General features: G+C 69.8%; 14 protein-coding genes, 1 tRNA gene and 1 pseudogene. 8 read left to right on the top strand and 8 right to left on the bottom strand.

The window, feature by feature from the left end; genetic code table 11:
• Positions 1-45 precede the first annotated feature (45 nt).
• Positions 46-4,872 (bottom strand): NAD-glutamate dehydrogenase, encoded by a 4,827-nt coding sequence (locus CSW63_RS01995; RefSeq protein WP_062097576.1) that lies wholly within the window; start codon positions 4,870-4,872, stop codon positions 46-48.
• A 284-nt stretch (positions 4,873-5,156) separates the two neighbouring features.
• Complete coding sequence (locus CSW63_RS01990; RefSeq protein ID WP_062097574.1) at positions 5,157-6,272, bottom strand: AI-2E family transporter; 1,116 nt, start codon at positions 6,270-6,272, stop codon at positions 5,157-5,159.
• Between the two features lie 103 nt (positions 6,273-6,375).
• On the opposite strand from CSW63_RS01990, the gene CSW63_RS01985 reads away from it, so the two are divergent.
• Entirely contained in the window at positions 6,376-7,920 is a 1,545-nt protein-coding gene (locus CSW63_RS01985) for a helicase HerA-like C-terminal domain-containing protein (RefSeq protein ID WP_082749608.1), read from the top strand.
• Positions 7,921-7,946: 26 nt separating this feature from the next.
• Here CSW63_RS01985 and CSW63_RS01980 read toward each other — a convergent pair whose 3' ends face one another.
• From CSW63_RS01980 to hemC, 6 genes are all read right to left on the bottom strand, one after another.
• Positions 7,947-8,246, bottom strand: coding sequence for a hypothetical protein (locus CSW63_RS01980; RefSeq protein ID WP_082749607.1), 300 nt, complete (start codon positions 8,244-8,246; stop codon positions 7,947-7,949).
• A 73-nt stretch (positions 8,247-8,319) separates the two neighbouring features.
• Positions 8,320-8,395 (bottom strand) — tRNA-Thr (locus tag CSW63_RS01975).
• Between the two features lie 41 nt (positions 8,396-8,436).
• Positions 8,437-9,972 (bottom strand): heme biosynthesis protein HemY, encoded by a 1,536-nt coding sequence (locus CSW63_RS01970; protein ID WP_062097570.1) that lies wholly within the window; start codon positions 9,970-9,972, stop codon positions 8,437-8,439.
• Positions 9,969-10,862: a COG4223 family protein gene (locus CSW63_RS01965; RefSeq protein ID WP_082749606.1), complete on the bottom strand. Its 894-nt coding sequence runs from the start codon at positions 10,860-10,862 to the stop codon at positions 9,969-9,971. Before CSW63_RS01965 ends, CSW63_RS01970 begins: the two co-directional genes overlap by 4 nt.
• A gap of 43 nt (positions 10,863-10,905) precedes the next feature.
• Positions 10,906-11,595 carry a uroporphyrinogen-III synthase gene (locus CSW63_RS01960; protein WP_062097567.1) on the bottom strand — a complete coding sequence of 230 codons (690 nt, stop codon included), beginning with the start codon at positions 11,593-11,595 and terminating at the stop codon, positions 10,906-10,908.
• 4 nt (positions 11,596-11,599) lie between these two features.
• The gene (gene hemC, locus CSW63_RS01955) at positions 11,600-12,568 is read right to left on the bottom strand and encodes a hydroxymethylbilane synthase (protein ID WP_062097565.1); all 969 of its coding nucleotides are present in this window, start codon (positions 12,566-12,568) and stop codon (positions 11,600-11,602) included.
• Positions 12,569-12,640: 72 nt separating this feature from the next.
• Between hemC and tsaD the strand changes: the two genes are divergently transcribed.
• The 7 genes and pseudogenes from tsaD (at position 12,641) to murJ (ending at position 19,912) form a co-directional block, all read left to right on the top strand.
• Complete coding sequence (gene tsaD, locus CSW63_RS01950) at positions 12,641-13,744, top strand: tRNA (adenosine(37)-N6)-threonylcarbamoyltransferase complex transferase subunit TsaD (protein ID WP_062097563.1); 1,104 nt, start codon at positions 12,641-12,643, stop codon at positions 13,742-13,744.
• Positions 13,741-14,751 (top strand): NAD(P)H-dependent glycerol-3-phosphate dehydrogenase, encoded by a 1,011-nt coding sequence (locus CSW63_RS01945; RefSeq protein ID WP_062097560.1) that lies wholly within the window; start codon positions 13,741-13,743, stop codon positions 14,749-14,751. The genes tsaD and CSW63_RS01945 overlap by 4 nt, the downstream gene beginning before the upstream one ends.
• 17 nt (positions 14,752-14,768) lie before the next feature.
• A complete protein-coding gene (locus CSW63_RS01940; RefSeq protein ID WP_062097558.1) occupies positions 14,769-15,050 on the top strand; it encodes a YciI family protein in 282 nt (93 codons plus the stop codon).
• 4 nt (positions 15,051-15,054) lie between these two features.
• A complete protein-coding gene (locus tag CSW63_RS01935) occupies positions 15,055-15,423 on the top strand; it encodes a Rieske (2Fe-2S) protein (RefSeq protein WP_062097556.1) in 369 nt (122 codons plus the stop codon).
• Between the two features lie 56 nt (positions 15,424-15,479).
• On the top strand, positions 15,480-16,253 hold the full coding sequence (locus CSW63_RS01930) for a class I SAM-dependent methyltransferase (RefSeq protein WP_062097554.1): 774 nt from the start codon (positions 15,480-15,482) through the stop codon (positions 16,251-16,253).
• Positions 16,254-16,400: 147 nt separating this feature from the next.
• The gene (locus CSW63_RS01925) at positions 16,401-18,197 is read left to right on the top strand and encodes a methyl-accepting chemotaxis protein (protein WP_062097553.1); all 1,797 of its coding nucleotides are present in this window, start codon (positions 16,401-16,403) and stop codon (positions 18,195-18,197) included.
• Positions 18,198-18,284: 87 nt separating this feature from the next.
• Positions 18,285-19,912 (top strand): annotated as a pseudogene (gene murJ / locus CSW63_RS01920) (murein biosynthesis integral membrane protein MurJ).
• Positions 19,913-19,983 lie beyond the last annotated feature (71 nt).

The following is a 19,983-nucleotide window of genomic DNA, read 5'->3' as shown; positions in this document are numbered from 1 at the left end:
GTCCGCCTCCCCCGTCCAGGACGGAGAAGGCGCAGAACCCCAGCCTTAGGCCGCGCTCGACAGTTCGCGCAGGGCGGCGTTGGCGATCGTCAGCTTGGCGAAGGTCCAGCCGCCGCCGGCCTGTTCGATGTCCTCGATCGTGCGCTTGACGGCGCGGGGACGATCGCCGCGCAGGGCTGCCCACGACGAGATGGCCGCCTTGGCCGCGCCCTCGTCCTCGCCAGCCTGGGCGTTGGCGGCGAACTTCAGGACCTGCTGGGTGATCGAGGTCTGCTCGGTCAGCATGTCCTCGATCAGCCGACGGACCGCCAGACGCTCGAAGGCGTCGCCGCCCACGAACGAGCCGGCCGCGCCGCGCAGACGGTCGAAGCCGAACGCCGCGCCGACCTGATGATAGAGCCGCGCCACGTTCTCGACGCTCCAGCTGGAGGCGTTGGCCAGATCGACGAGATCGGCGGCGGTCGTCAACGGCTGGAGGGCCGCGACCGCCTGGGCCAGGGACTCGGGGGCGCCGTCGGCGACATAGGCCTTTACCCGCTTGGACACGGCCTTCTGCTCGAACGGCGACAGGATCGCCGGGGCCAGCGCCTTCAGCGCGGCGACCGAGGGGCCATAGGCGTCGACCAGGGCCCGGACGCTGGCCGCGTCGCGCTGGGCGCGGCGCGCCAGCCAGAAGGTCAGGCTGCGCAGGGCGTAGGCCAGGGCCTTGTAGAGCGCGGTCTGGCCCTCGGCCGAGGCCTTGTTGTCCAGGCCGTTGACCTGGTCCCACAGGCCGTCGATCCCGAGGATTTCGCGGGCGGCGGTGAAGCCCACCACCACGGCGTTGATGTCGGCCCCGGCGGCGGCCTTCAGGCGGCTGACGAAGGTCGGGCCGCACATGTTGACCATCTGGTTGCCGACCACCGTGGCGATGATCTCGCGCTTGAGCCGGTGCTTCTGCATGGCGTCGGCGTATTGATTCAGCGCCTTGGGGAAGTAGCCGCGCAGGGTGGCCTCGAACCACGGGTCGTCGGGCGACTGGCTGGCGACGATTTCGTCGAAGAGGTCGAGCTTGCCGTAGGCCAGAACGACCGCCAGTTCGGGCCGGGTCAGACCCTTGCCAGCCGCTTTGCGCTCCAGCAGGGCGGTGTTGGTCGGCAGGCCCTCGACGCGGCGATCGAGGCGCCCGCGCTGCTCAAGGTCCACCATGTAGCGGATCTGGGCGTCGACCTCGCTGACCGCGTCGCTTTCCAGCAGGGTCAGGGCCAGGGTCTGGTCGTAGTTGTGCTCGAGCACGTGATGGGCGACGTCGTCGGTCATCGAGGCCAGCAGCGTGTTGCGGCTGTCGCGATCCAGCTGGCCGCTGCGCTCCAGGATCCCGGTCAGGATCTTGATGTTGACCTCGTGGTCGGAGCTGTCGACGCCGGCCGAGTTGTCAATGGCGTCGGTGTTGATGTGGCCGCCGGCTTGGGCGAACTCGATCCGGCCGGCCTGGGTCAGGCCCAGGTTCGCGCCCTCGCCGACCACCTTCACCCGCAGGTCCGAGCCGTTGATGCGGATGGCGTCATTGGCCTTGTCGCCGGCGTCGGCGTTGGTCTCGCCCTTGGCCTTCACATAGGTGCCGATGCCGCCGAGATAGAGCAGCTCGGCCTTCGACTTCAGAATGGCGGTCATCAGCTCGGCGGGAGAGACGGCCTCGGCCTTGATCTCCAGCATGGCGCGGACCTCGGCCGACAGCGGAATGCTCTTCAGGCTGCGGGCGAAGACACCCCCGCCGGCCGAGATCTTCGACTTGTCGTAGTCCTCCCACGACGAGCGCGGCAGCTTGAACATCCGGTCGCGCTCGGCCCACGAGACGGCGGGATCGGGGTTGGGGTCGAGGAAGATGTGACGGTGGTCGAAGGCGGCCAAGAGCTTGGTCTGCTTGGACAGCAGCATGCCGTTGCCGAACACGTCGCCCGACATGTCGCCGACGCCGACCGCAGTGAAGGGCTCGGTCTGGATATCCTTGCCCAGCTCGCGGAAGTGGCGCTTGACCGCTTCCCAGGCGCCGCGGGCGGTGATGCCCATGACCTTGTGGTCGTAGCCGACCGAACCGCCCGAGGCGAAGGCGTCGCCCAGCCAGAAGCCGTAGCTCTCGGCCACGCCGTTGGCGATGTCGGAGAAGGTGGCGGTGCCCTTGTCGGCGGCGACCACGAGATAGGGGTCCTGCGCGTCATGAGCGACGACCGACGGCGGCGGGACGACCTGGTTATCCGCGTCGATATTGTCGGTCAGGTCCAGCAGACCCGACAGGAAGGTCTTGTAGGCGCGGATCGCCTCGGCCTGGATCGCGTCGCGATCACCACCGCGCGGCAGTTGCTTCGGATAGAAGCCGCCCTTGGAGCCGACCGGCACGATGACCGCGTTCTTGACCTGCTGCGCCTTCACCAGACCCAGCACCTCGGTGCGGAAGTCGTCGCGGCGATCCGACCAGCGCAAACCACCGCGAGCGACCGGACCGAAACGCAGGTGGACGCCCTCGACGTGCGGCGCCGAGACATAGATCTCGCGATAAGGCTTGGGCGCCGGCAGGTCTTCCAGCTCGCGCGAGGCGATCTTGAAGCTGATATAGGGCTTGGGCTCGCCGTCGGCGGCGGGCTGGTAGAAGTTGGTGCGCTGGATCGCGCCCACCAGTGCGGCCAGGCGGCGCAGCACGCGGTCGGCGTCCAGACTTTCGACGGCCTGCAGCGCCTCGACGATCTTGGCCTCGACGGCCTTGGCCTGTTCCTGGCGGGTCTTCAGATCAACGCGGATGGCCGGATCGAACTTGGTCTGGAACAGATCCAGGATCAGGCGCGCGACGCCCGGATGGTCCGACAGGGCCTGCTCCTGAACACCTTGGCTGGGGTCCAGGCCGGACTGCTGGCGGTAGCGCGCCAGGGCGCGGATCAGCGCCGCCTCGCGCCAGCCAATGCCCAGTTCCAGCACCAGGCGGTTGAAGCCGTCGCTTTCGGCGCGCCCGGTCCAGATCGCGACGAAGGCCGCCTCGAAGGCCTGCTTGACGTCGGCGAAGACCAGGTGTTCGCCCTCTTCATCGCGCAGGACGAATTCGTGCACCCAGACGGGCTGGCCGCTCGGAGCAACCTTGAAGCCTTCCTCGATCAGGGCTTTCAGACCCATGTGCTCGAGGATGGGCAGCACGTCCGCCAGCGGCGCGGCCGCCCCGGGGCGGTAGAGCTTGAAGCGGAAGGTGACCGGGCTGTCTTCCTCCCGGCGGAAGGCGCGCACGCGAACAGCCTCGCCCTCGCGCAGGTCGTCGATGACCTGGATGTCGGCCAGGGCCTCGGCGGCGTCGTACTGGTCGCGATAGCCGGGCGGGAACGCGCCGGCGTAGCGGCTCAGCAGTTGGGCCACGCGGCCGGCCTGGCCCTCGCGGATGACAGCCTCGAAGCGGTCGTCCCAGGTGCGGGCGGTCTCGGTGATGGCGGCCTCGACGGCGGCCATGTCCGGCTCGGCGTGGTCGCCCGGCGTCACGCCCAGAATGTAATGCACTCGCGCCAGGGGCGCGTCGGAGAAGCTCGGATAGTAGGCCGAAACCCGGCCCCGGAACGCTTCGGCCAGGATCTGACCCGCCCGTGCGCGGACTCCGGAGTCGTAGCGGTCGCGCGGCACGAACATTAGCACCGAGATGAAGCGATCGAACGGGTCACGCCGCGCGAACAGCTTCACCCGGGGCCGGTCGTACAGGTGCAGGACGCCCAGCGCCATCGCCAGCAGCTGGTCTTCCTCGGTCTGGAACAGCTCGTCGCGCGGCCAGGTCTCGAGGATGTTGCGCAGGCGCTTGCCGTTATGGCTGTCCGGATCCTTGCCGGCGCGCGAGAGCACGTGACCCACCTTGCGGCGGATCAGCGGAACGGCGTTGGCGGGCGTCTCATAGGCCTCGGCCGTGAACAGACCCACGAAACGGACCTCGCCCGAGGGCTTACCGTCGGCGCCGTAACGGCGGACGCCGACATAGTCCATGTAACCCCGCCGATGCACGCGCGAGCGCAGGTTCGACTTGGCCACCACGATCGGCTCGCCGATGTCGATGTGCGTGCGGATCTGGGCCGAGAGGATCGCCGGCTCGCTGCTGCGACGCAGAACCGTACGGCCCTGATCGCGCAGAACGCCGAGGCTGCCTTCCGGCTGATAAAGCGGCTCTTCGGCCGCGTAGCCGCCGTCGGCGGTCCGGGGATACTCGTAAATCCGCGCGCCCAGGAAGACGAAGTGGTCACGCTCCAGCCAGTCGAGGAACGCCATGTCCTCGGTCTTCTCGTCGCCGGAAACCGGCGCGGACGCGCTCTTCAACTCCTCGATGGTGCGGCGCATCAGGCCGCGCATCGCCTCGAAATCCTGAACGGCCATGGCGACGTCGCCGAGCACGTCGCGAACGGCTTGTACCAGGGCGTCCTCGCGATCTTCGCCCACCGGAGCCAGCCAGATCTGGATCATTGAGCGGCGCACGCCGCCGAGGTCGGAGACCGGGTGGAACATGGCGCGGACCGAGAAGCCCGCCTCGGTCACCTCGCCCATGATGCTGTCGACCAGGAACGGCCGGTCGATCTGCACGATCTCCAGCAGGTCGGAGGGGGTCTGGCCGCCGTCGGCGCGACGGATGCGGATGGCCGGTTCGGCCACGTCCTTGGCGCTTTCGCCAAAGCGCCAGAAATCGGCGAGGGCGCCGGCCACGTCGGCGACGTCCAGTCCGGGCAGTTCCTCGGCCGACCAGTCGTCCTGCGCCTGGGCGGCGAAATCGAGCGCGGCCGGCGAGAGTTCCTCGAGCGTCTTGCCCAGCGCCTTGGCGAAGGCGGTCACCAGCGGACTGATCGGAGCGTCAGCGGACTTGAGGTCAATTCTTGCACCGACCATGGGATTCCCTCGCGAATTTTTGGCCGCAACCTAGCCCTTTTGGGCTTCACTTCAACCGTTACGTCGGTAATCGAAAACAAATTGTGCCATTTCCGGGAAGCGCCGCGAAAACGGAAACGCCGCCGGCTGGGGGGAAGCCGGCGGCGCAGGCCCGCTCAGGGGAAGGCGGGCGTCCTCCGCGACGACACGAGCGGCGAGGCCGGCTCTCGTCGGGGTTTTGTCCGGGTGGGGGGAGCCGGACAGACTAGAGATAGGGGCTGACGCCGCGGGTTTAAGGGGGCGGCTCATTTCTTTCGCTTCGCGGGCGGCGCCTCGGCCGAGGACTCAGGAATCCCCTGAGGATCGCCATCCTCAGAGAGCAGGATCGCGATCCAGCGCGAGCCTTCGAACTGCGCGAGGATGACCATTGCGGCCACTGTCAGAGGCGTCGACAGGAACATGCCCGGCACACCCCAGAGCGCGCCCCAGACCGCCAGCGACAGCAGCACGACCGTAGGGTCCATGTTCAGGCTGTCGCCCTGCATCCGGGGAAGGACGACGTTGCCCACCACGAAGAAGATGCCTTGCAGCGCCGCGAACAGGATGATCGCCGGCCACAGGCTGTCCGGGAACTGGATCAGCGCGAAGATCGGCGGCAGGAAGCAGCCGATCGCGCCGCCGAGGATCGGAATATAGGCCGCCAGGAAGATCAGAAAGGCCCAGAAGAAGGCGTTGTCCAGGCCCACCAGCATCATCACCACGAAGGCGGCGGCGGCGATCATCAGCCCCGTGACGGTCTGGATCCACAGGTACTGCTCGACGCCGTCGCGGATGCGCTCGAACATTTTCATGTTCGTGTCCCGCTCGGCATGGTTCGGGAACAGCGCCACGATCTTGCGGGCGAAGCCGCGTCGCGACGCCAGGATGAAGCCGAGATAGATCAGCACCAGCACCGCGCTGGTGGCGAAGCTGTTGAACGACTGGGCCACGTCGCCGAAATAGCGTTGCGGGTTCCATTGCTTGACCAGGTCGCCGATCGTCGGCGCGACCGAGAGCTCCAGGCCCGGCGCCAGGCGCGCCACGGTCGGCGTGAACTTGGCGATGATGGCGTTGAGGCTGTCGATGTACTGCGTGGAGTGGTCGAAGAACTCCTTGCCGTTGTCGACGACGATCCAGATGGAGACGCCGAACAGCAGCAGCGAAAGCACCACCGCCGTGGGCAGGGCCAACCGCCTTGGGAAACGGGGCGTCCGATCGGTCAGGACCCGCGCGAAGCTGTCGATCATCACCGCCAGGAACAGCGCCAGGGCCAGGGGCGTCAGGATGTCCTGCATCCACTTCAACGTCGCCGCGCCGGCGATGACGGCCAGGAAGACCACGGCGTTGCGCGTCGTGACCGACGGCGGGGCGGGAGCCGGCATTTGTAAAATTTCTCCAGATACGCGATCGACTTTGCCCGGCCCGATTGGCGCGGCGCAAGGCCCCGTTTAGGGTCGAACGCGCATAGATGTAAGGAGTTTGCCCATGACGCTGTCGATCGGCGAAAACGAGATCCTCGTCGGACTGGGCGAAGGCCCGGTGACGCAGCGGCTCGACCGTTCGAACCGGCACGGCGTCGTGGCCGGCGCGACGGGGACGGGCAAGACCGTCACGTTGCAGGTTCTGGCCCAGGCCTTCTCCGACGCCGGCGTTCCGGTGTTCGCGGCCGACGTGAAGGGCGACCTGTCGGGCGTGGCCATGCCCGGCGCGCCCAACGAGAAGATGCTGGCGCGCGCCCAGTCGATGGACCTGGTCCTGACCCCCGCCGCGCCGCCGGTCATGTTCTGGGACCTGTTCGGCCAGAAGGGCCACCCGATCCGCACCACCATCTCGGAGATGGGGCCGCTTCTGCTGGCCCGTCTGCTGGAGCTGAACGACGTGCAGGAAGGGGTGCTGACCATCGCCTTCCATGTCGCCGACAAGGACGGCCTTCTGCTTCTGGACCTGAAAGATCTCCAGGCGGCGCTGAAATATGTCGCCGACAACGCCGACGACATCGGCACGCAGTACGGCAATGTCGCCCCCGCCACGGTGGGCGCCATCCAGCGCAAGCTGCTGACCCTGCAAACGCAAGGCGCCGAGCACTTCTTCGGCGAGCCGGCGCTGGACCTGTCGGACCTGATGCGCACCGACGCGGCCGGGCGCGGCTATGTGAACCTGCTGGCGGCGGACCGGCTGATCCAGTCGCCCAAGCTCTACTCGACCTTCCTGCTCTGGCTGCTGTCGGAGCTGTTCGAGGTGCTTCCCGAGGTCGGCGATCCCGAGAAGCCCAGGCTCGTCTTCTTCTTCGACGAGGCGCACCTGCTGTTCAACGACGCGCCCAAGCCGCTTCTGGAAAAGATCGAGCAAGTGGTCCGCCTGATCCGCTCGAAGGGGGTGGGCGTCTACTTCGTCACCCAAAACCCTGCGGATATCCCTGACGCGGTGCTGGGCCAGTTGGGCGCGCGCGTCCAGCACGCCCTGCGCGCCTACACCCCCGCCGACCAGAAGGGCCTCAAGGCCGCCGCCCAGTCCTTCCGGGTCAATCCAAGCTTCGACACCGCCGAGACCATCCAGGCGCTGGGCGTCGGCGAGGCCCTCGTCTCGACTCTGGACGAGAAGGGCGCCCCGCGCGTCGTCCAGAAGACCCTGATCCGCCCGCCCGCATCGCGCCTTGGCCCGCTGACGCCGCAGGAGCGCGCGGCGTTGCAGGCGCAAAGCCCGGTCGCCGGCGTCTACGACACCGCCGAGGACCGCGATTCGGCCTACGAGATCCTGCAGGGCCGCGCCCAACAGGCGCAGCGCGAGGCCCAGGACGCCCGCGAGGCCGCGGAAGCCGACCAGCGCGAAGCCGCCGAAGCCAAGATCCGCGAGCGGGAGGCCGCGCGGGACGCGCGCGAAAGCCGCCCCCGCGCCTCCGGCCGCCAGACCATGGTCGAGGCGTTCGCCGTCACCCTGGTGCGGACGGTGGCGTCACAGGCCGGGCGCGAACTGATGCGCGGCCTCTTGGGCGGCCTGACCGGCGGCGCCACCCGGCGTCGGCGGCGCTGAGCCTCTGGCCCTCGCGACCGAGCCGGTCAGGACTTGCTCAGATCCATGCCCAGGGTCGGCCCGATACCGTCGGGATGCTCCCCGAAGTAATTTCCCCCCGCGCGCTTGTGGGCGAGAGCCTCGAGCCGTGACCTGAGATCGGCGTCCAGAGCCAGGGTCGGCGCGTCCTCGGGGTCCTCATCCTCGCTCAGCGGCACGGACGCGGCGATCACCTGCCTCAGCCGCTCGCCAAACCGCGCGTCCTCGGCGCCGCCGGGCTCGGGCGGATTGTCGAGGAACGCCATCAACTCCTCGAAGGCGGTTTCATCATCGACGCGATCAGCCATGCGAGTCTCCTTCGAGAGCCGAACGGCCCGCGCTCAGGCGAAGTTCCGATTTGAAGGAAGGGAGAAGAAAAAGTGGTGCCGCCTAGGTGACTCGAACACCTGACCTACGCATTACGAATGCGCCGCTCTACCGGCTGAGCTAAGGCGGCCCACGGGCTTCGAAGCGGGCGCTCCGAAGCGAAGGGAGCGCCTATTTAGCGGCGCGCGAGCCGCTCGGCAAGCGTCGTCTTGCACCAGAATTGCGACGGGGCGCCGGACCGCTTTCCGGAGGCTCCGGAATCGGCGGCGCGTCGAACACGCCGGGGTCGTCGGGAATGGGCAGCAGGGCGCCGCCGGTCTCGGCCGCGCGGATGAAAGGCGTCGCTTCCGCATAGGCCGAGGGCAGCTCGGGCAAGTCGTTCATGGTCCGCTCGCGCCGCTCGTGACGCGGATGGATCAGCTGGCCGGTCTCGGCGTAGCTGACGGCGAGTCGCGCCCAGTCGTCGCGTTGATAGGCGAACGCGAGGCCTTCGGGGTCCAGGTCAGACCAGTCGGGCTCCTGCGGCGCGTCGACGCCGCGCGCGATCCAGGCGCGGGCCTCGTCGGCCTGACCGTTGGCGGCGGCGACGCGCGCCATCAGGCCGGCGAAACGCGCCGTCGGCGCAGACTCGTCCAACAGGCGGGCGGCGGCGCGGGCGGCGACCGGGTCACCGCCGATCAGCGCGCTTTCGACCCGCAGCAGGCGGCTTTCCCGCGCCTCGGGCTTCAGCGCGGCCAGGCCGGCCAGACGCTGGGCGCGGGCCTTGGGCAGTTCGTTGGTCTTCAGGTCACGATAGGCCAGCCACAGGGCCGGATGAGGCTCGGCCTTCCAGGCCGTCTCGATCAGGCCGGCGGCCTTCGACGTCTTGCCGTCCTCGGCCAGCAGGCGCGCGGCCATCACCACGCCGGGCGCGAAGTCGGGCTTGAGCTTGGCCGCCTGGGTCGCGAAGTCGAGCGCCTGGGCCCGGGCCTTCGGATCGGGCGAGTCGACCAGGCTGGCGGCCGAGGCGGCCAGCAAGGCCGCGCGGCTGCGCTCGGCCACGACCGGCGAGACGATCTTGCGCTCCAGCGCGCCCTGGACCAGCTCCAGGGCGGCGGCCCAGTCGCCCGCCTCCAGGCGGGCCTCCAGCAGCGCCCGCCAGGCCCAGCGCGCGGTCCGCGCCAGGCCGTAAGCGGTCTCGGCGTGACGGATCGCCGCCTGTCGATCGCCATCGGCCTGGGCGGCCAACATCAGACCCCGCAACCCGGCCAGGCGCATCTCGGGAAAGCCGAGCATGGCGTTGTAGGCGCTCTTGGCGCCGCCGCGGTCGCCGGCGATCTCAGCCGCCTGAGCGGCCAGCACACGGACCAGGGCCGGCGCGTCCTCGGCCAGTTCGGACGACTTCTGCGCCAAGCGGCGGGCCTCAGAGCCATCCCCGGCCGCGACGGCGAGGAAGCCGCGCGACAGCGCCTCGATCGCCTGCTTCCGCTTGGCCTCGGCGCGGGCGCGGGCGGCGCGGCGCGGCGCCTCGACAATCCAGATGATCCCGCGCCAGAGCAGGGTGAACATCAAGGCCGAAAAGAGTGTCAGCAGGGCGGCGGCGGCGGCCGTCATCTCGACCCGCCAGCCCATCCATTCCAGGGAAGCTCGGCCCGGCTCGCCGGCCAGGGCCAGGGCGCCGACCGCGACGACGGCGACCAGGAAGAAGGCGATGGCGACCCGGGTCATGGCGCGACCGGGGCGGCGGCGCGCGAGACCCGCGACAGCTCGGCCAGGGCGTCGGCGCGTACGGCCGACACGTGACGGTCGATCTCGATCCGACGATTGGCGGCGACGAACCAAGGCGCCAGCACCTCGCGGGCCGAGTCGTTGAGCGGGTCGAGCGCGGCGACCGCGCCTTCAACATCACCTTCATCCAGCAGCGCCTGGGCGCGGGCCAGGAGAGCGTCGGGCGTGGATCCTTTGGTCGACCCTACGTGACGGATCGAAACGATGCTGGAGAGAGCGTAGCGGACCCGTGAGAAGAGATCGGCGTCGACGCCGGGATTGCGCGAGGCGCTGGCGGCCCGGCCGGCGAGGTTGCCGAACTGGGTCGCGAGGCCCGCGCGGGTCGGCGCGCCGGTGCGCGACAACGGCTCCAGGGCGCGAAGATCCGGAGAGCCGGGCAGAACCCGTTCCAGCCCCAGAAGCTCTGGCCCGAACGGACGCGAGGTTTCCGCCGCCTCGGCCAGGGTCGCGACCGCCAGGGCGGCGATGGCCGCGTCGGCGACAGTCTTCTGGCTGGCTTCCAGCGCGGTGATTCGCGCGGCGAGCCGCTCGTCCGGCAGGGTCGAAGCAGGGGACGACGCCGCGCCGCCTTCCAGAGGAAGGGCCGAGCCGGACGCCACACGCTCGGCGATCGGTTGCGGGCTGGGGGTGGCCGAGACCGCGCTCTCACCCGCCTGGGGTCGCGGCGAGAACAGCGACGGTCCGAACCACGCCACGCCGGCGCCCAAAGCGACACAGACCAGGCAGAGGAAGAGCCAGGCCCAGACGCCCGGCCCCATCACCCTGCGGCGGGCGTAGAGCGCCGGATCGCTGGGCGCGGCGATTTCAGCAGGATCGACATCGGCGTTCATGGCCCATTCGTGCCCCACCCCGTCGCGTCGCGCAACGTCGCGCTCAAGCTCCCAGCAGGTCGAGCAGCGCGGATTCCTCCGGGCGCGGCGCGAACGCCACAGAACCGGGTTCAGCGACCACCGCCAGCGGCGCGGCCACGGCTGGTGAGAGGCAGAGCAGCCGGAGGCCCGGGCAGGGCGGTCCTCCCTCCAGAATCCGGGCCAAGGCGCGCGCCGCTCGGGGTGAATGGACCAGCACCGTCAACGGCGCGTCGAGCAACCTCAGAGTGGCCCTCGTCGGCGCCCGCTCCACCGTCGCATAGACCGCTATGCTCCGCGCCTCGAGACCCCGCGCCCGCAAGCCGCCGACAAGATCGCCGGCCGGCGCCTCGGCGCCCGCCCACAGCACCGGCCCGGGCCTGGCCTCAGCGATCAGACGTTCCAGCGACCCGACATCGCCGTCCGCGCTTTGAGTCGCGGAGAAACCGGCGTCCCGGGCGGCCTTGGCCGTGGCCGCGCCCACCGTGAAGACCGGCAAGTCGCGCCGTGCGGAGCACCGGACGAAGCCCTCGACCCCATTGGCGCTGGTGAAGGCCAGGGCGGTCACGCCGGACAGGTCGATCGTCGCCGCGATCGGGGCAATCTCCAGCAGCGGGTCGACGATCGGCGAAAAGCCCAGCGCGGCGACGCGCTCAGCCGTCGCTGCGGCGCCGGGCTGGGCGCGGGTGATCCAGACCGGCGCGCCCGAGCTCAAGCGTCTATTCCGGCAGGACGATAGCGTCGCCGCCGGCCGCACGGACCTCCGCCCCCAGCGTCAGACCGAAGGCGCGGGCTTCGCCGACATCGTCGGCGCCGGTCAGGACGATCTGGGCTTCGCGCCGGAAACGCTGGGCGCCGTCGGGGGTCAGGGCCTCGACGATCATCGAAAGGCGTGCGCCGTCGAGGATCGCGCGGGCTCCGATGGCGGTGCGGCACGAGCCTTCCAGCGCCAGCAGCGCGCCGCGCTCGGCAGCGACGGCGATCGTGGTCTGGCGGCAACGGACGGCGTCCAGCCACGGCGCGCCCACATCCTCGGCGCGGGTCTCGATGACGAGGGCGCCCTGGCCCGGCGCGGGCGGGCAGGCGTCCGGGTCAAGCCAGCTCTTGGTCAGATGGCCAAGGCCCAGGCGGTTCAGGCCCGACTGGGCCAAAAGGATCGCGTCGGCCTCGCCGCGCTCCAGCTTGGCCAGGCGCGTGTCGACATTGCCGCGCAGCATCACGATCTCAAGATCGGGCCGCACATGCAGGGCCTGGGCCTGGCGGCGCAAGCTGGCGGTCCCCAGGCGCGCGCCCTTGGGCAGGTCTTCCAGGCGCTCGCAGATATGGCTGATGAAGGCGTCGCGCGGATCTTCGCGCTCCGGCGTCGCGGCCAGGACCAGACCCGGCGGCAGTTCGGCCGGCATGTCCTTCAGCGAATGGACCGCGCAGTCGATGCGGCCGTCCAGCAGGGCCTCCTCGATCTCCTTGGTGAAGAGGCCCTTGCCGCCGATCTCCATCAGGCGGCGGTCCTGGATGCGGTCGCCGCTGGTGACGATCGGGATCAGCGGGGCGGCCGCCTCGATCTCTTCCCGGCTCGCCCCGGCCGGGACGCCGAGCGCCTGGGCGATCCGCGCCTGCATGAGGCCCGATTGGGCCAGGGACAGCTTAGAGCCGCGGGCGCCGATGCGGATGGGAGGTTGCCGGGACACGGTCTGAACGTTACCTGCGGAGACGAATTCTGTTCTTCGCTGCTACAGGAGCGGCGGAAAGCCCGCAACCTGATGACATCCCCTAAGCAATCCGACCTTCTCATCCTCGGCCTCGAGACCAGCTGCGACGAAACCGCGGCCTCGGTCGTGCGCCGCGCGGCGGATGGCACGGTGACGGTGCTGTCGTCAGTGATCGGCACCCAGTTCGAGAAGCACGCCCCGTTCGGCGGCGTGGTTCCGGAGATCGCCGCCCGGGCGCACGTGGAGTCTATCGACGCCATCGCCGCCGAGGCCGTCCGCGCGGCGGGCGTCGGGTTCGAGGCTCTTGATGGCGTCGCCGCGACGGCGGGGCCGGGTCTGGTGGGCGGCGTCATGGTGGGCCTCGCCTTCGGCAAGGCCGTGGCTTTGGCGCGCGGCGTGCCGCTGGTGGCGGTGAATCACCTGGAAGGCCACGCCGTCTCAGCCCGCCTCGGCGCCGATATCGCCTATCCGTTCCTGCTATTGCTGGTCTCCGGCGGCCATTGTCAGCTTTTGGAAGTATCGGGCGTCGGCGCGTGTCGCCGCCTCGGCACCACCATCGACGACGCGGCGGGCGAGGCCTTCGACAAGATCGCCAAGAGCCTGGGCCTGCCCTATCCGGGCGGACCGGCGCTGGAGAAACTGGCCTTGGGCGGCGATCCGGCGCGCTACGTCCTGCCGCGCGCCCTGCTCGGCCGCAAGGACTGCGACTTTTCCTTCTCGGGATTGAAGACGGCGGCGGCGCGGATCGCCGAGACCCTGACCACCGACGACGAGCGCCGCGATCTGGCCGCCGGCGTCCAGGCCGCCATCGCCCGCCAGCTGTCGGAGCGGGTCGATCGGGCGATGAAGCTCTATAAGGACAGTCACGGCCAGGACGATCTGCGCTTCGTCGTCGCCGGCGGCGTGGCGGCTAACGGCGCGGTGCGGGCGGCGCTGCTGGCCGACTGCGAGAAGAACGGCTTCTCGTTCGCCGCCCCGCCGCTGGCCTACTGCACCGACAACGCCGCGATGATCGCCCTGGCGGGGGCCGAGCGACTGGCGCTCGGCATGTCCGACGATCTGGACGCCGTCGCCCGTCCGCGCTGGCCGCTGGACGAAGCCGCGGCCCTGGCCAATCCCGCCAACGCCTACGGACGCAAGGGAGCCAAGGCATGACGTTCAAGCCCACGACCTTTGAGACGGTCGGCGTGATCGGCGCCGGCGCCTGGGGCACGGCCCTGGCTCAGGTGGCGGCCCGGGCCGGCCTTGCGGTGACGCTGCAGGCGCGCGAGCCGGAAGTCGTCGCCTCCGTCAACACGGCTCACGAGAACGCCGTCTTCCTGCCTGGCATAGCGCTGGAGCCGGGGATCAAGGCGGTCGCCGACCTTGCGGACCTGGCCGACTGCGACCTGATCCTGGCGGTCGCCCCCGCCCAACACCTGCGCGCGGCCCTGACCGCCTTCGCTCCGCATCGCAAGGCTACCGCGCCGGTCGTCCTGTGCTCCAAGGGCGTCGAGCAGGGCTCGCTGAAGCTGATGACCGACGTGGCGGCCGAAGCCCTGCCGGGCGCGCCGATCGCCGTGCTGTCGGGTCCCAGCTTCGCCGGCGAGGTGGCCCGCAACCTGCCCGCCGCCGTCACCCTGGCGTGCGAAGACGAGACCCTGGGCCGCGCCATCGCCGAGGCGATCGCCATCCCGACCTTCCGTCCCTATACGGCGAGCGACCTGATCGGGGCTGAGGCCGGCGGGGCGGTGAAGAACGTGCTGGCCATCGCCTGCGGCATCGTCGAGGGCAAGGGCTTGGGCCGCAACGCCCACGCCACGGTGATCACCCGCGGCTTCGCGGAGCTGACGCGCCTGGCCGTGGCGCTGGGCGCGCGCCCGGAGACCCTGGCCGGCCTTTGCGGCCTGGGCGACCTGGTCCTCACCTGCTCCAGCCCGCAGTCGCGCAACATGAGCGTCGGCCTTGCGCTCGGCCAGGGCCTGACCCTGGAACAGGCGCTGGCGGGCAAGGTCTCGGTCGCCGAAGGCGTGGCCTCGGCCCCCGCCGTGCGCGCCCTGGCCCGCAAGGTCGGCGTCGAGGCGCCGATCTGCGAGGCCGTCGCGGCCATCCTGGCGGGCGAGGTCGCGGTCGACGCGGCCATAGCCGGCCTGCTGTCGCGCCCTCTCAAACCCGAAACCTGATCAAAAGGACCGCCCGCATGGCCCTCTTCGCCATCATCTGCAAGGACAAGCCCGGCGCGCTGGAAACCCGGCTGGCCACACGTCCCACCCACCTCGACTATCTGAACCAGTCGACGGGCCTGAAGCTAGCCGGCGCGCTGCTGGGCGACGATGGCAATCCGATCGGCTCGCTGCTGATCGTCGAAGCCGAAGATCTGGCCGCCGCCCAGGCCCAGGCTGACAACGACCCCTTCACCGCCGCCGGGGTGTTCGAAAGCGTCGAAGTCCGCCCCTGGCGCGTGGCCGTCGGCGCGCTCTGAGCCCTTGCGGGACGCTGACGACAATCCCGCCCGCCCGCCAGCGGGAACCTTGCTCTGCGACCTGGACGAGGTCCCCTCGCCCGGGTCGAAGGGCTTTCGCTGGCGCGAGGGCGACGCGATGTTCGCCGGCTTCGTGGTGCGCAAGGGCGAGACCCTCGTCGGCTACGTCGACAGCTGTCCGCATGCCGGCTGGCCCCTGGCCGGTTTTGCGGGGCGCTACCTGACCCGCGACAACGACCTGATCCTGTGCGCCGGCCACGCGGCCCTGTTCCGTATCGAGGACGGCGGCTGCGTAGCCGGGCCCTGTCCGACCAGCGCCCGCCTGACGCCCTGGCCCGTCATGGTGCGCGACGGACAGATCGTCACGGCCTGACCCTTCCTTAAGACCTTGGTCCTAGTCTCCCCGCAACCGATGGAGGAGCCGGGACCATGACCGCCGACATGCACTTCGACGCCGAGACGGTCACCCATCGCGGCGGCCTCTCGAAGCTGCGCTCGCTGACCAAGGTCAATCCGCGCCTGGCGCCGAACCTGGCCAAGACCATGCTGGGCGGTCCGCGTGATCACGCCGTGGTCGGGGCCTTCAACGCCCACGCCGCCGACAAGGGCTTCGAGTTCACCTCGACCTGGGCCAGCAACAACATTCCGTTCGTGACGCCGCTGCTGCGCGACTTCGCGGCCAAGCGCCCGGCGGGCGAGGCCATCCGCTACATGGAGATCGGCGCCTATGAGGGCCGCAACCTGGCCTTCATGGACTGGCTGCTCCCCGATCGCCTGGCCGTCACGGTGATCGATCCCTGGTTCGACGAGGCGCTGAACCCAGAAGAAAAGTATCACGCGGTCGAGCCGCGCTTTCGCCGCAACATGGACAAGTGCGGTTTCAGGAGCCTGACGACGCATAAGGGCTTCTCGACCTATGTCCTGCCGCAAATGCTGGAGCGGGGCGAGCAGTTCGACCTGATCTATGTCGACGGCAGCCATACGGCCCTGGCCGTGCTGATCGACCTGTGCTTCTGCGCCAGCCTGCTCAGCGTCGGCGGCATGATGGTGCTGGACGACTACTGGCACGACGTCAGCGAGATCGGCGGACCGGGCGTGAAGCAGGCCGTCGACCAGTTTCACGCCACCTTCGGGCGCTACTTCGAGATCGCCGCCGTTTACCGTCAGGTGGCGCTGGTGAAGACCGCCGAGATCCCGCGCTAGCGGTGGCGCGCCGAGCGCAGGACGCCAGCATAACAGTGATACCTGTCTGCGACGTTATGCCACTGAGGCGAGAACACTCCGGTTAAGGCTCGTTAGAAGGGTCGCCCGTCATCATTGCCCCGATTTGGACTTCCGGGAGATGACGGCATGGCGTCCTTAGGTCAGAAGGTCATGGGCGCGGCCGGCGGCGCGGCGCTGCTTTGCGCCGCCACGGCCGGCGCGGGCTTGTGGGTGGCCTTGAGCCTGGACTCCGCCCTGACCCGTGCGGAAGCCTCCGCCAGGATCCTTCGCCTGCACATGCACGCAGACATGATGCACGACGCGCTGCGCGCGGACGTCATGGGCGCGATCATGTCCAGCGACCCTGCGCTTGGCGTCGACCTCAAGGCCGTGCGAGCGGACCTGGCCGAACATACCCAGGCCTTCCGGGATGATATCGCCGAGAGCGGCAAACTGGCCGAGAACCCCCGGACCAAGAGCGCCCTGCAGGCCGTCGAGGCGCCGCTCAGCGCCTATATCGCCGCCGCCGAGGAAATCGTCGCCGCCGCTGATGTCGACCCCGCCGGCGCAAACGCCAAGCTCGCCGGCTTTGGTCAGCAGTTCTCGGCGCTCGAGGACAAGATGGAGGCCGCCTCGACCGAGATCGAGGCTGCGGCCTCGTACGACGCGGACGCCGCCAAGTCGCTGGGGCTGCTGGGCCAGGCGGTCATGGCGGGGCTTCTCGTGTTGGCGGCCGCCTTGGCGGCGCTCTTGATGCTCGTCGCCCGCCGGGGCCTGGTGGCGCCGCTCACTGAGATTACACATTGCCTGCGCCGGCTGGCCGCCGGAGACCTCGACGTGGTCCTGCCGAAGAAACGAAGCCAGGACGAGATCGGCCAGATGAGCGACGCGCTGCGCAGCTTCCACGACACGGTGGAGGCCCGCCGAAAGGAGTTGGAGGCCGCCGATGTGCGCGACGCGCTCGAGATCGAGCGCCGCGAAAGCGAACGCCGCCGGGCGGAAGCCGAGGCCACGCAAAAAGCTGTTGTCGAGAGCCTGGCGCAAGCGCTTGGCCACATGTCCAATGGCGACCTCAGCCACCGGATCGAGCGCCCGTTCCCAGCCGGCTACGAGGCGCTGCGGGTCGACTTCAACGCCGCCGTCGAGAAGCTGTCGGGCGTGATCGCCGCTTCGATCGACGCGACCAGGGCTATTCACGGGGGCGCGGCGGAGATTTCCGAAGCGGCGGACGACCTGGCCCTGCGCACCGAGCGTCAGGCCGCCAGCCTTGAGGAGGCCGTGGCGGCGCTGGATCAGATCACCAGCACGGTGCGCCAGACCGCCGAGGGCGCGGCCCGCGCCCGCCAAGTGGTGGAACGCGCCCGTCGCGCCGCCGACGCTTCGGGCTCCGTGGTCGGCCAGGCCGTCGAGGCGATGGGGGCCATCGAGAAATCCTCCAGCCAGATCGGCCAGATCATTGGCGTCATCGACGAGATCGCCTTCCAGACGAACCTCCTCGCGCTAAACGCCGGGGTCGAAGCCGCGCGGGCGGGCGAGGCGGGCCGTGGCTTCGCCGTGGTGGCGCAGGAAGTGCGGGCCCTGGCCCAGCGCTCCGCCGACGCCGCCAAGGAGATCAAGACCTTGATCAGCGCCAGCACCACCGAGGTCGGCCAGGGCGTCGAGTTCGTCGGCCGCACGGGCGAGGCCCTGCGCGCGATCGCTCAAGAGGTCGACGAGATCGACGATCTGGTGGGCGCCATGGCCGCCTCGACCACCGAGCAGGCGCGCGGTCTCACCGAGATCAACGCCACCATGAACCAGATGGACCAGGTGACGCAGCAGAACGCCGCCATGGTCGAGGAAACCACCGCCGCCAGCCATTCCCTGGCCCAGGAAGCCACGCGACTGGCCCAGCGGATGGGCGAACTGCGGATCACGCGCGAGGACGCGCGCGTGGCCGCCTAGACGCAGGCGAGCGGGCTCACGCGATGAAGGCGGCATGGGCTCAGAGCAGCCCTTGACGCCTTTCCGTCGAGCGCCCAGAAGCCGGGCGTGACCGACACCGCGCCGCCCGCTCCCGCCTCCGAGACCCCGCCCAAGAAGGGCGGTCTTTTCAGGTCCTCGGTGATCTATTCGGGACTGACGCTGGTCAGCCGGTTCATGGGCTTTTTCCGGGACCTGGCGGTGTCTTACCGGATGGGCGCCAGCGCCACGCCGGCGGCCGACGCCTACAACACCGCGCTCGCCTTCCCTAACCTCTTCCGCCGCTTCTTCGCCGAAGGCGCCTTCGCCGCCGCTTTCGTCCCGGCCTACGCCAAGTCTCTGCAGCGTGATGGCGAGGACAAGGCCGACATCCTGGCCGCCGACGCCATGGCTACCCTGGCGGCCTCGACCATCCTCATCACCGTCATCTGCCAGCTGGCCATGCCCTGGCTGATGATGCTGATCAGCCCCGGCTTCGGCTGGGGCACCGAGAAGTACAAGTTGGCGGTGCTTCTGACTCAGATCACCATGCCCTACCTGCCCTGCATGGCGATCGTCGCGCACCTGTCGGGCGTGCTGAACGCTCGGGACCACTTCATCCTGTCGGCGGGCGCGCCGATCCTGCTGAACATCGCCACCCTGATCTTCATCCTGCCGCAGACCACCGCCGTCGGCGCCGCCCAGTGGGGATCGGTTGGCGTGATCGTCGCGGGCGTGGCTCAGGCGGCGCTGCTGGTGTGGGGGGTCAACAAGTCCGGCGCCAAGGTCCACTGGCGGCTGCCGCGCCTGACGCCCGAGGTGCGCGAGCTGATCGGCAAGGCCATCCCCGGCGCCCTCGCGGCCAGCGCCACCCAGGTCAATATCTTCATCTCCAGCAACCTGGCCAGCCACGTGCCGGGCGGCCGCACCTGGCTGGCGACCGCCGACCGCCTGTATCAGCTGCCGCTGGGCCTGGTGGGCGTGGCCATTGGCGTGGCCCTGCTGCCGCGCCTCTCGCGCGCGGTGCAGTCCGGCGATGGCGACGACGCCCAGACCGCCATGGACCAGGCCATGACCCTGGCCATGGCCTTCACCCTGCCCGCCGCCGCCGCCCTCGTGGCCATGCCCGGGTTCCTGTCGGACGGCCTGTACACGCGCGGCCAGTTCACCGCCTATGACGCCAGCCAGACGGCGGCGGCGCTGTTCTTCTACGGCCTGGGCACACCCGCCTTCGTGTTGCAGCAGCTCTATTCGCGCGCCTTCTTCGCCCGCGGCGACACCAAGAGCCCGATGCGCTTCGCCCTGATCTCGGTGGCGGTGAACATCGCGCTGGGCTTCCTGTTCTTCCACCTGTTCGGCGTGCAAGGCATCGCCGCCGCCACCGCCGTGGCCTCCTGGATCAACGTCGCCCAGATGGCGTTCGGCCTCTGGCGGCAGGGGCACTACAATCCGACCCTCGCGACGTGGTCGCGCCTGGCGCGGATCCTTTTGGCGAGCCTGGGCATGGGCCTTCTGCTGGCCGCCGCCGCGCACTGGCGCGAGGCGATCGAAGCTCCGCTGCGGGCCATGGGCCTGACCGGCCACGCCCTCGGGGCCAAGGAGGCCGCCCTGGCCCTGACCTGCTTGGCCGCCCTGGCGGTCTATCCCCCGCTGCTGTTCCTGTTCGGGGGGTCAAGCCCTCCGAGGTCAAGGCCGCCCTGCGCCGGGCCAAGGCTTGATCCATGCCGGCGGGGAGGCTAACCAGCGGAGCATGGCTCCGATCGGTCTCCAAACGCCGCGATGGCGCGGC

The sequence above is a fragment of the Caulobacter sp. FWC26 genome (genome assembly GCF_002742645.2).
GTDB lineage: Bacteria > Pseudomonadota > Alphaproteobacteria > Caulobacterales > Caulobacteraceae > Caulobacter.
The sequence above is the reverse complement of the archived record's forward strand: the minus strand, read 5'-3'. Positions and strand labels throughout refer to the sequence as shown.

Coding starts and splice junctions, on each gene's coding strand:
- tsaD (WP_062097563.1), top strand. CDS start 12,641: ATGACATCCCCTAAGCAATCCGACCTTCTCATCCTCGGCCTCGAGACC.
- CSW63_RS01970 (WP_062097570.1), bottom strand. CDS start 9,972: ATGACCCGGGTCGCCATCGCCTTCTTCCTGGTCGCCGTCGTCGCGGTC.
- CSW63_RS01940 (WP_062097558.1), top strand. CDS start 14,769: ATGGCCCTCTTCGCCATCATCTGCAAGGACAAGCCCGGCGCGCTGGAA.
- CSW63_RS01965 (WP_082749606.1), bottom strand. CDS start 10,862: ATGAACGCCGATGTCGATCCTGCTGAAATCGCCGCGCCCAGCGATCCG.
- CSW63_RS01990 (WP_062097574.1), bottom strand. CDS start 6,272: ATGCCGGCTCCCGCCCCGCCGTCGGTCACGACGCGCAACGCCGTGGTC.
- CSW63_RS01925 (WP_062097553.1), top strand. CDS start 16,401: ATGGCGTCCTTAGGTCAGAAGGTCATGGGCGCGGCCGGCGGCGCGGCG.
- CSW63_RS01945 (WP_062097560.1), top strand. CDS start 13,741: ATGACGTTCAAGCCCACGACCTTTGAGACGGTCGGCGTGATCGGCGCC.
- CSW63_RS01985 (WP_082749608.1), top strand. CDS start 6,376: ATGACGCTGTCGATCGGCGAAAACGAGATCCTCGTCGGACTGGGCGAA.
- CSW63_RS01930 (WP_062097554.1), top strand. CDS start 15,480: ATGACCGCCGACATGCACTTCGACGCCGAGACGGTCACCCATCGCGGC.
- CSW63_RS01980 (WP_082749607.1), bottom strand. CDS start 8,246: ATGGCTGATCGCGTCGATGATGAAACCGCCTTCGAGGAGTTGATGGCG.
- CSW63_RS01995 (WP_062097576.1), bottom strand. CDS start 4,872: ATGGTCGGTGCAAGAATTGACCTCAAGTCCGCTGACGCTCCGATCAGT.